Origin of the sequence: Kitasatospora sp. NPDC048298 (genome assembly GCF_043201465.1) — a bacterium.
GTDB lineage: Bacteria > Actinomycetota > Actinomycetes > Streptomycetales > Streptomycetaceae > Kitasatospora.
In genome coordinates this window covers 1-12,302 of the sequence record NZ_JBICYZ010000041.1, presented here as the reverse complement: position 1 = coordinate 12,302, position 12,302 = coordinate 1, and the positions used below count along the sequence as shown (strand labels likewise).

10 protein-coding genes and 2 tRNA genes are annotated in these 12,302 nt (G+C 74.6%); 4 read left to right on the top strand and 8 right to left on the bottom strand.

Features of this window, described 5'->3' with window-relative positions:
- Positions 1 to 195: 195 nt before the first annotated feature.
- Positions 196 to 269 (bottom strand) — tRNA-Lys (locus ACGF0D_RS27095).
- A gap of 73 nt (positions 270 to 342) precedes the next feature.
- Entirely contained in the window at positions 343 to 1,251 is a 909-nt protein-coding gene (locus ACGF0D_RS27090; RefSeq protein ID WP_392920523.1) for an NADP-dependent oxidoreductase, read from the bottom strand.
- 159 nt (positions 1,252 to 1,410) lie between these two features.
- Here ACGF0D_RS27090 and ACGF0D_RS27085 point away from each other — a divergent pair, with 159 nt between their 5' ends.
- Together ACGF0D_RS27085 and pgi are read left to right on the top strand one after the other, a co-directional pair.
- Positions 1,411 to 2,994 carry a Na+/H+ antiporter gene (locus ACGF0D_RS27085; protein ID WP_392881268.1) on the top strand — a complete coding sequence of 528 codons (1,584 nt, stop codon included), beginning with the start codon at positions 1,411 to 1,413 and terminating at the stop codon, positions 2,992 to 2,994.
- A gap of 219 nt (positions 2,995 to 3,213) precedes the next feature.
- Positions 3,214 to 4,875 (top strand): glucose-6-phosphate isomerase, encoded by a 1,662-nt coding sequence (gene pgi / locus ACGF0D_RS27080; protein WP_392920520.1) that lies wholly within the window; start codon positions 3,214 to 3,216, stop codon positions 4,873 to 4,875.
- A 178-nt stretch (positions 4,876 to 5,053) separates the two neighbouring features.
- On the opposite strand, the gene ACGF0D_RS27075 is transcribed toward pgi, so the two are convergent.
- The 3 genes from ACGF0D_RS27075 to ACGF0D_RS27065 form a co-directional block, all read right to left on the bottom strand.
- Positions 5,054 to 5,127: transfer RNA gene (locus ACGF0D_RS27075), tRNA-Lys, on the bottom strand.
- Positions 5,128 to 5,195: 68 nt separating this feature from the next.
- Complete coding sequence (locus ACGF0D_RS27070; protein WP_392920663.1) at positions 5,196 to 5,756, bottom strand: bifunctional DNA primase/polymerase; 561 nt, start codon at positions 5,754 to 5,756, stop codon at positions 5,196 to 5,198.
- A 210-nt stretch (positions 5,757 to 5,966) separates the two neighbouring features.
- On the bottom strand, positions 5,967 to 6,320 hold the full coding sequence (locus ACGF0D_RS27065) for a hypothetical protein (RefSeq protein ID WP_392881274.1): 354 nt from the start codon (positions 6,318 to 6,320) through the stop codon (positions 5,967 to 5,969).
- Between the two features lie 233 nt (positions 6,321 to 6,553).
- Between ACGF0D_RS27065 and ACGF0D_RS27060 the strand changes: the two genes are divergently transcribed.
- Complete coding sequence (locus ACGF0D_RS27060; RefSeq protein WP_392920517.1) at positions 6,554 to 6,862, top strand: hypothetical protein; 309 nt, start codon at positions 6,554 to 6,556, stop codon at positions 6,860 to 6,862.
- 24 nt (positions 6,863 to 6,886) lie between these two features.
- On the opposite strand, the gene ACGF0D_RS27055 is transcribed toward ACGF0D_RS27060, so the two are convergent.
- The 3 genes from ACGF0D_RS27055 to ACGF0D_RS27045 all read right to left on the bottom strand — a co-directional run bounded on the left by ACGF0D_RS27055 (position 6,887) and on the right by ACGF0D_RS27045 (position 11,253).
- Entirely contained in the window at positions 6,887 to 8,239 is a 1,353-nt protein-coding gene (locus ACGF0D_RS27055) for an AAA domain-containing protein (protein ID WP_392881384.1), read from the bottom strand.
- Positions 8,240 to 8,247: 8 nt separating this feature from the next.
- Positions 8,248 to 9,873, bottom strand: coding sequence for a hypothetical protein (locus tag ACGF0D_RS27050; RefSeq protein WP_392920514.1), 1,626 nt, complete (start codon positions 9,871 to 9,873; stop codon positions 8,248 to 8,250).
- A 141-nt stretch (positions 9,874 to 10,014) separates the two neighbouring features.
- Positions 10,015 to 11,253: a hypothetical protein gene (locus ACGF0D_RS27045; RefSeq protein ID WP_392920511.1), complete on the bottom strand. Its 1,239-nt coding sequence runs from the start codon at positions 11,251 to 11,253 to the stop codon at positions 10,015 to 10,017.
- Between the two features lie 215 nt (positions 11,254 to 11,468).
- Between ACGF0D_RS27045 and ACGF0D_RS27040 the strand changes: the two genes are divergently transcribed.
- Positions 11,469 to 12,125 (top strand): histidine phosphatase family protein, encoded by a 657-nt coding sequence (locus ACGF0D_RS27040; protein ID WP_392881284.1) that lies wholly within the window; start codon positions 11,469 to 11,471, stop codon positions 12,123 to 12,125.
- The last annotated feature ends 177 nt before the right edge of the window (positions 12,126 to 12,302 follow it).

Below are 12,302 nucleotides of genomic sequence, written 5' to 3'. Positions count from 1 at the left end.
GACCAGCCTCCCAACGGGCGACGGTGGCAGCAATGACCTGTTTCCCACCTTTCCTGCCACCGACGCGCGGGCGGACGCGGAAGGCGCAGGAAGGCGCAGGAAGACGCGGAAATGGCGGGCGGGCGCGGGAAACGCGGGAGGACGCGGAAACGCCGGAAGGCCCCTCGCTCTCGCGAAGGGCCTTCCGGCTGTCTGTGCGCCGCCAGGGACTCGAACCCCGGACCCGCTGATTAAGAGTCAGCTGCTCTAACCAACTGAGCTAGCGGCGCCTGCTGACGTGGAGAACATTACCTGGTCAGCAGCCGAAACTCACAATCGGGCCGGAGCGGGGGCCCGGCCCGCTCACATGGTCAGCACCACCTTGCCCCGGACGTGCCCGGCGCCGACCAGCCGGTGGGCCTGGGCGACCCGCTCGATCGGGAACGACTCCTCGACCTCCAGCCGCAGCGCGCCGGCCTCCCACAGCTTCACCAGCTCGGCCAGCCGCCCGGCCGTCCGCTCGCCCCGCAGCCCCCGGACGCCCAGCCGCTCGGCGCCCGGGTAGTCGACCACGGTGCCGATCCGGCTCCGGTCGGCGACCAGTTCCACGGAGGCCTCCAGGGCGCCCCGCCCGGCGGCGTCGAACGCCGCGGTCACCCCCTGCGGCGCCACCGCCCGGACCCGCTCGACCAGCCCCTCGCCGTACGCGACCGGCACCGCGCCCAGCTCCCGCAGGTACGCGTGGTTGCGCTCGCTCGCGGTGCCGACCACCGTGGCGCCCCAGGCCCGGGCCAGCTGGACGGCGACCGTGCCGACCCCGCCCGCGGCGCCGTGCACCAGCACGGTGTCGCCCGGGCCGACGCCCAGCCCGGTGAGCGCCACGTGCGCGGTCTGGCCGGAGGCGGAGAGCGAGCCGGCCTGCTCCCAGGGCATTCCGGCGGGCTTGGCCACCAGCCGGCCGGCGTCGACCGTGACCCGGTCGGCCTGGCAGCCCAGCACCCGGAAGCCCAGCACCTCGTCCCCGACCCGCCAGTCGCCGGCGTCCCGGCCGAGGGCGTCCACCACCCCGGCGAACTCGTTGCCGAGGACGAACGGCGGCTCGACCGCCGTCCCCGGCGGGCGGAACCCCTCGCGGATCGCGAGGTCCACCGGCTGCACCCCGGCCGCGTACACCCGCACCCGCACCTCGCCCGGCCCGGGTTCCGGGTCGGGCACCTCGGTGACCCGCAGGACCTCCGGACCGCCGCTCCCCGTCACGGTGACCGCCTTCATCCTGTGCCCACCCCTCTTCGATCGTTCCGATGCCGACGATCCTCCGACCTGAAGTGCACTTGAGGTCAAACCCTTGTTCAGCGTGTCGACAGCATTGGGCGCATTGTCAGATTTATCCTGGACGGCGCTCAGCCGTCCGTCGTCGAGAGGAACCTCCCCGTGGGCCAGCTGCCCCTGTTCTTCCTGGTGCTGCTCGCCTCCGTGGTGACCATGCCGCTCGGACGGAAGACCGGAGTGCCACAACCGGTACTGATGACCCTCCTCGGCATCGTCATGGCGCTCGTCCCGCAGATCCCGGACGTCACCATCGAGCCCGAGCTGATCCTGCCGCTGGTCCTGCCGCCGCTGATCTTCGCGGTGGCCCGGCGCTCCTCGGTGCGCTACTTCAAGGCCAACGCCCGCTCGATCCTGCTGCTGGCGGTCGCCCTGGTGGTGGTCACCACGGTCGCCGTGGCCGGCACCGTGCACTGGCTGCTGCCCACCCTGCCGCTGGCCGCCGCGATCGCGGTCGGCGCGCTGGTCTCCCCGCCCGACCCGGTCGCCGCCGTCGCGGTGGCCGGCAGCGTCGGGCTGCCCCGCCGCCTGGTGGCGATCCTGGAGAGCGAGGGGCTGTTCAACGACGTCACCGCGATCGTCGTCTACTCGCTGTCCATCGAGGCCATGGTCAGCGGCGACTTCTCGGCCGGCGACGCGGTGCTGCGCTTCGTGCTGTCCGCGGTGCTGGCCGTGGTGGTCGGCGTCGCGCTCGGCTGGGTCAACACCAAGCTCGCCGAACGGCTGGACGACCCGACCCAGCAGGTCGCGCTCAACCTGCTGGTGCCCTTCGCCGCGTACACCCTGGCCGAGGAGATCCACGGCTCCGGCGTGCTCGCGGTCGTGGTCTGCGCGCTCTACCTCGCCGAGCGGGCCTCCGACGCGGACGCCGTCTCCTACCGGCTGGTCGGCAACGCCTTCTGGGAGGTGGTCGAGATCCTGATCACCGGCGTCGCCTTCGGCCTGATCGGCCTGGAGCTGGCCACCGTGCTCAAGGAGGCCGGCCGCGGCTGGACCGGCTTCATCGGCGACGCGGCCGTGGTCATCGCCGTGGTCGTCCTGGTCCGGCTGCTCTGGCTGCTGCCGGCCGGCTGGCTGTCGAAGAAGCTGCGCTCCGGCGACGACGAGGACACGCCGTTCAGCTGGAAGGAGAGCGTGATCCTCTGGTGGTCCGGCATGCGCGGTGTGGCCACCGTCGCCCTGGCGCTCGCCATCCCGCTCACCCTGCACTCCGGCGAGGACTTCCCCGAGCGCGGCCGACTGGTCTTCATCGCCTTCAGCGTGGTGCTCTTCACCCTGCTGGTGCAGGGCCTGACCCTGCCCTGGCTGGCCAAGCGGTTCGAGCTGGACATCGACCAGGACAAGCACGAGCAGGCCGTGCGCCAGCTCTGGTGGCGGGCCGCCAAGGCCGGGCTCAGGCGGCTCGGCGAGATGGAGGAGCAGGACCGGCTGCCCGCCGAGGTCGCCGACCGCCTGCGGGACCGTCAGCACGACCGGCTGGCCCGGCTCTGCCCGGAGAACTACGCCGAGGAGGAGGCCGCCGAGGCCAGGCTGCGGATGGCCCAGTGGCGGGCCGCCCGGGACGTCGAGCAGGAGATGATCGCCGCCTCCCGTCGCGAGATGCTCGCCGCCCGCAGCGAGCCCGGCGCCGACCCGGAGCTGGTCGACCACGTGCTGCGCGGACTCGACCTGCGCTCCGAACGGAAGTGACGGGGCGTCCACTCGCCCCGCAGCGCACCGTCCACGTCCTGCGGGCGCACCGTCCGCGCCCGCGGGGCGGAATGTGCGCGACCGGCCCCGGGGTTGCATAGGCTGAACCCGGGCAGGCCGTCAACGGAGTCGGCGCACCACCAGTACCCGCACGACCTCGGCGAACCCTCACGCCTGGCCCTGCCGGTTTCTGCACCCAGATGAATCGAGGACCCACCGATGTCGGAGACCCGCGCCGACGCCCGCACCCCGCTGGACCGCACCCCGCAGTGGGCCGCCCTGGCCAAGCACCGGGCCGAACTGGGCGACACCCACCTGCGTCAGCTGTTCGCCGCCGACCCCGAGCGCGGCCGCCGCTACACCCTCCAGGTCGGCGACCTGCACGTGGACTACGCCAAGCAGCTGGTCACCGACGAGACGCTGGAGCTGCTGCGCGAGCTGGCCGCCGCCACCGGCGTCGCCGAGCTGCGGGACGCCATGTTCCGCGGCGAGAAGATCAACAACACCGAGCACCGCGCGGTCCTGCACACCGCGCTGCGCGCCCCGCGCGGCGCCGTGATCGAGGTCGACGGCGAGAACGTGGTGCCCGCGGTGCACGCAGTCCTCGACAAGATGGCCGTCTTCGCCGACCGGGTCCGCAGCGGCGAGTGGAAGGGTCACACCGGCAAGCCGATCCGCACCGTCGTCAACATCGGCATCGGCGGCTCCGACCTCGGCCCCGCGATGGCCTACGAGGTGCTCCGCTCGTACGCCAAGCGCGACCTCGACGTCCGCTTCGTCTCCAACGTGGACGGCGCCGACCTGCACGAGGCGGTCCGCGACCTCGACCCGGCCGAGACGCTGTTCATCGTCGCCTCGAAGACCTTCACCACCATCGAGACCATCACCAACGCGGTCTCCGCCCGCGACTGGCTGCTCACCGGGCTGCGCGCCGACACCGACGCGGTGGCCAAGCACTTCGTCGCGCTGTCCACCAACGCCCAGGGCGTGCAGGACTTCGGTATCGACACCGCCAACATGTTCGAGTTCTGGGACTGGGTGGGCGGCCGCTACTCCTACGACTCGGCCATCGGCCTCTCGCTGATGATCGCCATCGGCCCGGACGCCTTCCGCGAGATGCTGGACGGCTTCCACCTGGTCGACGAGCACTTCCGCACCGCCCCGCCGGAGCAGAACGTCCCGCTGCTGCTCGGCTTGCTCGGCGTCTGGTACGGCGCGTTCTTCGACGCCCAGGCGCACGCGGTGCTGCCCTACTCGCACTACCTGTCCAAGTTCACCGCCTACCTGCAGCAGCTGGACATGGAGTCCAACGGCAAGTCGGTGACCCGCGACGGCACCCCGGTGGACTGGCAGACCGGCCCGGTGGTCTGGGGCACCCCCGGCACCAACGGCCAGCACGCCTACTACCAGCTGCTGCACCAGGGCACCAAGGTCATCCCGGCCGACTTCATCGGCTTCGCCAAGCCGGTCGCCGACCTGCTCCCCGGCCTGGTCGCCCAGCACGATCTGCTGCTGGCCAACTTCTTCGCCCAGACCCAGGCGCTGGCCTTCGGCAAGACCCCGGAGGAGGTCGTCGCCGAGGGCGTGCCCGCCGAACTCGTCCCGCACAAGACCTTCAAGGGCAACCACCCGACCACCACCATCCTGGCCGGCGAGCTGACCCCGTCGGTGCTCGGCCAGCTGGTCGCGCTCTACGAGCACAAGGTGTTCGTCCAGGGCGCGGTCTGGAACATCGACTCCTTCGACCAGTGGGGCGTCGAGCTGGGCAAGGTGCTCGCCAAGCGGATCGAGCCGGTGCTGCTCACCGGCGAGGGCGCCGACCAGCTGGACAGCTCCACCGCCGAGCTGGTCGCCCGCTACCGGGCGCTGCGCGGCCGCTGAGCCCGGGTCGGGCCGTCCGCTCCGGCGGGCGGCCCGGTCGGGTCTCTCGGGCCGGGCCCCGGTCGGGTCTCTCGGGCCGGGCCCCGGTCGGGTCTCTCGGTCCGGGCTTCTCGGCCCGGGGAGGCACCGGAAACGCCGGAAGGCCCTTCGCTCTCGTGAAGGGCCTTCCGGTTGTCTGTGCGCCGCCAGGGACTCGAACCCCGGACCCGCTGATTAAGAGTCAGCTGCTCTAACCAACTGAGCTAGCGGCGCCTGCTGACAGAGAAGACTCTAGCAGCGCCGTGCGGCCGAGCCAAAATCGAATACCGGTCGCCCCGCGTTCACCCCCCGGTCACGACGGCCGACCCGGCGGGAACCGCCGCGCCCGGCTCACGCGCCGCCCGGACGCAGGCCCAGAGCACCACCGCGGCGCCGGGCAGTCGGGGATCGCGCCGCTCCGGTGCGACGACCCACCGGCCGGCGCCCTGCCCGGGGGAGTCCGGGCTGTTCACCATCCGCTGCAGCGGCGGCACGGTCACCGCGTCGCCCCTGCCGTGGCACAGCAGCGGCGGCACGTCCCGGGCCCACTCCTCCCAGGCCAGCAGCCGGCGCAGCCGGGGCGCCGCGCCCGGCTGGACGAACAGCAGCAGCCGCCCCCGGTGGACGGCCACCGGCCCGCAGCCCGGCCCGGAGGCCCACAGCTCGTCCAGCACCCGGCGGCCGAACAGCGCCGGCATGCTGATCACGTCGAAGGCGCGCCCGCAGGGCAGCACCGAGGGCGCCCAGGGGCGGCTCTCCCACAGGGCGCGCATGCTGCGCGGGTACTCGCTGGCGGAGGCCAGCCAGGCCTCCCCGGCCGCGCCGACGCACTCCACCGTGGGGTGCATCACCGACGGGTACATCGCCGACTGCTGCGTCACCGACTGCTGTGTCACCGACTGCTGTGTCCAGATCTCCACGGAGAGCAGCCTGCGGGGCGCACGCCCCGGGCGGGGCGGAAAGCACGGTTCGCCGGACAGCGCGGCGGGGGACGGCGTACCCTTCCCCGCCGCGCATATGCCAGAGGCCTGTGCCCGAGCGGGGTCCGTCCGTCCCGCCGTCGGGCGCGGGGCTCAGTCCTCGTGCCGGCGCGGCTGGAGCAGGGTGCGGCCGTACTCGATCATCTTGGCGGCGTAGTCCGGGGTCCAGTCCGCCCGCTGGGCGATCTCGACGTCGGAGAGCGCGTCGAAACGGCGCGGGTCGGCGAGCTGCGCGGCGGCGACCGCCTGGAAGTCCGTGGCCCGCTCGGCGGCCGCCCGGAAGGCCAGGGCCAGTTCCGTGGAACGGCGCAGCAGCTCCGCCGGGTCCTCGATCGACTCCAGGTCGAAGAATCGTTCCGGCTCGGGTTCGGCGGACTGCGGCTCGAACAGCAGCTGCACCGGACGCCGGCGCCTGGTGGGCTCGGTCGACTCTGGGGAGTCGGGCATGGACGGACACCTCCGGGTCTCGGGTGGGGGTGGTGGGAATCTGCTCCGGGCCGCGCCGCCCGGTCGTGGCCGCCGTCCATTGTCTCGCGGCGATGGCCGGTAGCGGAACGGTGCGCACGCGAGCGCTATTCCCCGGCACGCGCCGGGCGCGTGCCCTGGGCGCCGCGCATCCGAGCAGCGGGCGAACCGGTTGTCCCGGTGTCCCCGCCATCCGCACCACCGGGAGAACCCCCATGCGCAGCCGAGCGATCCTCTCCACCGGCGTCCTCCTGGCCGCTCCCGCCCTCGGCCTGGCCGCCGCGGCGCCCGCCGTCGCCGCCGAGACGGCGGTGGTGGCGCAGGGCCCGACGAGCGCCCCGGGCGCCCCGTCGCAGGCGACCTGCCCGAGCGGTACCCACCTGACCGGCGGCGGCTACGTGCTCCCGGCCGGGACCAACGACACCGTGACCCACAACGGTCCGTCCCAGGACGCGACCGGGTGGATCGCGCGGACCGACCACTCGGCCGTCAAGGCCTTCGCCGTCTGCGAGACCGAGGACTGACCTCCCACCGCGGGTGCACCCGGTCTACCGCAGGTGCACCCGGTGGCCGCTCAGGTGGTGCAGCACCTGGTGGTTGGCCTCCCAGCCGTCCGGGAAGGCCACCGGGACGCCCAGCTGCACCGGCTCCGTCGCGGGGTGCTCGTCCAGCAGCTCGGCGATCCCGGCCCGGGCCACCACGATGCAGGCGTGCCGGTGCCGGGAGGCGAGCACGCAGAGCCGGCCGGTCTCCAGGTGGAAGGCGGTCGCGTCGGGGCGTCCGGAGAGCGGGTGCAGCACCACGGTCACGTCGTACTCGCGGCCCTGGAGGCGGTTGGCGGTGTCCACCGTGACGGCCGGCCCGTCCGCGCCGTCCACCGGTACACCCGCCTTGAGCAGCGCCGCACGCACGGCCGCCGCCTGGTCCCGGTGGGCGGTGCCGACGGCGATCCGGTCCGCGGTGAGGGGGCCCCCGCCCTGCTCCGAGTGGGTGGTCAGCCCGCGCTCCAGCAGTCGGCGGACGGTGGCCGCGACGGCCGCCACGGCCTGCGGGTCGGTCCGTACGGTGTGCCGGGCGGGCAGCTCCAGCAGCGCCCAGCCGTGCTCGGCGGCCCGGTCGATCACCGCGTCCAGCGCCGAGCCGTCCGGGCGCACGGCGGCGGTCAGCCGGCGGTCGTCCGGTCCGGTGCCGGAGCGGAACGGCGTGTACGGGTAGAAGGCCCGCGAGATCAGCGGTGCGGCACTGGCGGGCAGCCGCCAGGAGACCGGCAGCCGGTGCGGCTCGATCTCCGGGTTGTGCGCCAGCATGGTGACCACCGCGCTGCCGGACGGGTCGTACGACAGCCCGGCCCACTGCTCGGTGCCGACCACGGTGAACGGGTCCAGCTGGCCCGGGTCGCCGACGAACAGCGCCCGCTCGAACAGCCGGGCCACCGCGAGCAGGGCGTCCGAGCGCATCTGGTACGCCTCGTCGACGATCGCGTGCCGCCACGGGGCCTCGGCGCGCACCCACTGCCACTTGGCCGCAGTGGAGATCACCACGTCGTGCTCGACCAGCTCGGCGACCTTGTCGGAGGGCGTGACGTTGGCGTGCTTCAGCACCTCCGGGCCGGGCCGGGAGTCCGCGGCGTGCAGCCGGCCGATCGTCAGCTCCGGCGCCTTCTCGGCCAGCCGGCCGACCAGGTCGTCCACCTGGCCGTTGGTCTGGGCGACGATCATCAGCCGCTCGCCGGCCCCGACCAGCTCGCGCGCGGCGCGCACCACGAGCGTCGACTTCCCCGCGCCGGGCGGGGAGTCCACCACCACGCCGCGCGGGGCGCCGGCCGGCGGATGGACGGTGGCGGCCAGGATCCGCGCCACCGCGGCGTCGGCGGCCGCACCCGGGGCCTGCTCGGGGATCATCGGACTGCTCACTCCCACTCCTCGGAGACGGACGGGGCGGGTACGGGCGCGGCACCGGGCGGACCGCCGTGCGTCCACGGGGTGTCGTCCGGCTCGGGCAGCGGAGCGGACTGGCGCACCGTCAGCTCGAACAGGGTGAAGGTGACCGACTCGCCGGGCTCGGGCAGGCTGCCCGGCTCGGGGTCCTTCCGGCGGCCCATGCCGGAGAGCACCCGCAGAGTGAGGGTGCCCTCGGCGGCGTCCACCGCGACGATCTCCGCCTTCTGCGCGGACGGGCCCGCGCCGGCCTCCGGCCGGGGGGACCCCCACACCCGGTGCACCTCCCGGCCGAGGTCCGCGTGCGGACGGTCGGCGGTGCGCAGGGTGACCAGCGGGCGCGGCTTGGGCGAGCGGCCGGTGGTGTCCCAGTCCGGCACCACCTCCGTCACCACGCCGCTGAACGCCTCGCCCGCCAGCCGGTGCTCGGCCATCGCCAGCGGGTCGTCCAGAGCCTCCTGGACGTCGAGCCGGGCCTGCTCGCGCTCGCGCTGGGCGAGCTTGCGGGCTGCGGTGACGGCGTCGTCCTGCCGGGGCTGCGGCGGCTCGCCGGCCGCCAGCCGGTCCCGGTGGCCGGTGTAGGACCAGCGGTCGCCCGTCCAGCGCTCCGCCAGGTGCCCGGCGGGCGGCAGCGCGCGCAGCAGGTCCAGGCCCTGCCAGACGTCCTGCCAGGTGGGCAGCAGGATCGTCGCCAGCGACTCCTCCAGTGCCGTCACCGCGCCCCGGACGGCCGTCCGGGCGCGGCCGGCGGCGGCCTCGTCGCGCTGCTCGGTGCCGTGCTGCAGGGCGGCCACGGCGGAGTCGTAGCGGGCGATCGCCGGGGCCAGCACGAACTCGTCGAAGCGGGGGTCGGTGGCCGGGCCGGCCGGCGGGTGCAGCAGCTGCCCCCGGTCGTCCCGGGCGGACTCGGCCAGCTCGGCCGCCTGCGCGCCGGTCAGCCCCGGCGGCGGGCGGTGCCAGGCGAGCCGGGCCGCCAGGTGCTGGTCCTCCAGGTGACTCTGGCCGGTCGCCCAGTGCCGGGCCAGCAGCCCCGTCATCGGCAGCAGCAGGGAGGAGCCGGGCACCTGGGCTCGGTCGGTGAGGTGGGTCAGCCAGCGGCCGAGCAGCGGCACCCGGACCGGCGCCGGGTACGGGCCGGGCTCCGCGTCCTCGGCGGTGCGGCGGAAGCGGGTCGAGCGGCCGATCAGGGCGAGATGGTGCACCCCCGCGCCGTTCGGCACGATCAGCTGCGGGGCGTCCGCGCACAGCTCGCGGAACACCTGGGCCTTCTCGCCGGTCTCCGGGTCCTTCTCGGAGCCCTCGATCTGCTCGACGTCCTCGGCGAAGGACTCCAGGTAGGGCAGCAGGTCGGCGGCCAGCTCGGCCAGGAAGTCGAAGCGAAGGGTGCGGTTGAGCGGCTGCGGCACCAGGTGCAGCCGGGGCGCGTCCCGGTCGGTGCCGAGCATCACCGCGAGCGGCGCGCCGGACTCGCCGGCGGCGGTCAGCGGGACCAGCACCATCGGGCGGTCGGACAGGTGCCGGTGCCGGACGGTGGCCAGCGGCTCGGCCCGGCCGCTGCGGACGGCCTCCAGCCGGGCGAGGGTGGTGAGCAGGCTCATGCGCCCGCCTCGCTTCGCTCGGCAGGGGCATTCGCCCGTACGCGCCTCTTGATGATTCGCTCGCTTCGCTTGCTCATGCGCCCGCCCCGCCTCGCTCGGCAGGGGCATTCGCCCGTACGCGCCTCTTGATGATGCGCTCGCTCATGCGCCCGCCTCCGCGGCTGCGGGCGCCGCCGTCCTCAGCGCCGCCGTTTCCAGCGCCTCGGCGCGCAGGGCGGCCGCGTAGGCGAGGCGTTCGGCGGCGTCGTCCGCGCCGTCCAGGTCCCCGCTCTTGGTGCCGGCGGCGGCCAGCGCGTCGGCGACCGTACGGATGCTGCCCAGCTCGCCGCGCACGCCCCGGCCGAGCTGCTCGACCCGGTCACCGCAGCGGGCCTGGGCGCGGCAGTGGAAGCCGAGCTCGCAGGTGGAGAGGCAGTCCGGGCTGTACGCGGCGGGCACCGCCTCGACCGAGGCGGCCAGCCGGCCGGTGCTCCGGGCCGGCGCGCCGGCCTCGTCGGAGGCCAGGTCGAAGTCGGCGTCCGGCGGCAGCGCCTCCAGCAGCCGGCCGATGCCGGTCATCCGGCTCAGCTGGCGCCGGGTGGTGGCCAGTTCGCGGCGGACGTCCACGGCCACCGCGGTCGGCCGGTTGCCGAAGTCCTTCGGGCAGACCAGCAGCACGCCGGTGCGCGGGCTGCCCGGCAGCCGCTGCTCGGTGTACGGGTCCTCGGCGAGCGGCTGCCCGGCCGCCGCGGCGGCGGCGTGCTGGAGCGCCAGCACGTACACGGCGGCCTGCCGGGCGGCGGCGCCGACCTTGGCCGGGTCCGCGCTGCCGTCCAGCACCGGGAAGGACTTGATCTCGACCACGGTGCACCGCCCGCCGTGCACCACCAGCGCGTCCGGCTCCAGGTAGGCGGTGCTGCCGGCCACCTCCAGCCGCAGCATCGGGTGGTCCAGCAGCGTCCAGGCCTCCGGGTCGGCGGCGGCCCGAACCAGGGCCTCGGCCGTCCGGTCGGCGCGTACGGCCGGGCCGGAGCGGTGCAGCAGGTCCGGCACCAGGAGTGGGGCGTGGCCGTCCACCGGGACGCCCAGGTGGTGGCGGAGCGGCTCCAGCAGCGGGGCGTAGCCGTCCGCCTTCAGCCGGGACTCGAAGATCACGCCGCGGGCGATGGCGAAGGGCGACTGGCCGAAGGGGGCGGGGCGGCCGAGCCGGGCCGCCAGCGCCGACTTGTCCACCCCGGCCGCGTCGAGCACGGCCCGGCGGTGGCAGCCCGGATTGGCGGCGAGCGCGGCGAGGGAGCGGGCGTTCAGACTGCGCTGCGGGGCCGGTCCGCGCAGCTCCGCGAGCCGCCGGGCGAGCGGCTCAGCGGGCCCGCGGGGCGGGACGTTCGTCGAGACGTTCATGGTGCGGCCCAGTGTCGCATCCGGGTCCGACAACGCGGTGCGGACCGGCCGTTGGACGACATGCCGGACGGCCGGAGCCCCGTTCGACGGCGTGCGGCCGGGGGCGGCGGGACGGCCCCGGGATCGTGGCCGCCGCCCGGGTGGGGGATCATGGAGCCCGGTGCTCAATGGTGAGACCGACCGTTGTTGCCACCGCCCTTTCGCTAGGAGCCCCCATGCCCTGCCGCATCGTGCTGGTCCGCCACGGCGAGACCGAGTGGTCCGCCACCGGCCGCCACACCGGCCGCACCGACATCCCGCTGACCGAGGCGGGCCGCGCGATGGCCCGGGCCCTCGGCGCCCGCCTCGCCAAGGCCCCCTGGAACGGCCTGCCGGACGCGCTCGTCTACACCAGCCCGCTCGGCCGGGCCAAGGAGACCTGCGAGCTGGCCGGCTTCGGCGACCGCGCGGTGGAGCGCCCGGAGCTGATGGAGTGGGACTACGGCGCGTACGAGGGCCGCACCGGCGCGGACATCCGGGCCACCGACCGGCCCGGCTGGCTGATCTGGCGCGACGGGGTGCCCGGCGGCGAGAAGCTCTCCGAGGTGGCCGCCCGGGTGGACTCCTTCCTGGCCGGACTCAACGAGGAGCACGGCGTCCCGGAGCCGGACACCACCGTGATGCACTGCGCCGACCGGGACGTCGTCCTGTTCGCGCACGGCCACCTGCTGCGCATCCTGGCCGCCCGCTGGCTGGGCCTGCCGCCCGAGTACGCCCAGCGGTTCAAGCTCGGTACGGCCGCGCTCTGCGTGCTGTCCTGGGAGTACGGCGCTCCGGCGGTGGAGGTCTGGAACGACCTGTCCCACCTGGACGGCCTGGCCGCCGGGCACTGACCCCGGCGCCCCGCACCTCGGGCGGCTCCGGGCCGTCCGTGACCCCGGCGCCCCGCCCCGGGCCTGCGGGCCGTGCCCTAGGTATAAAACTGCCGGACGTTGGTGACACATAGATCTCCGACTACGACGGAGTCATGTCATGCCCCCTTCGCCTCAACAGCAGCAGGACCGCCAGGC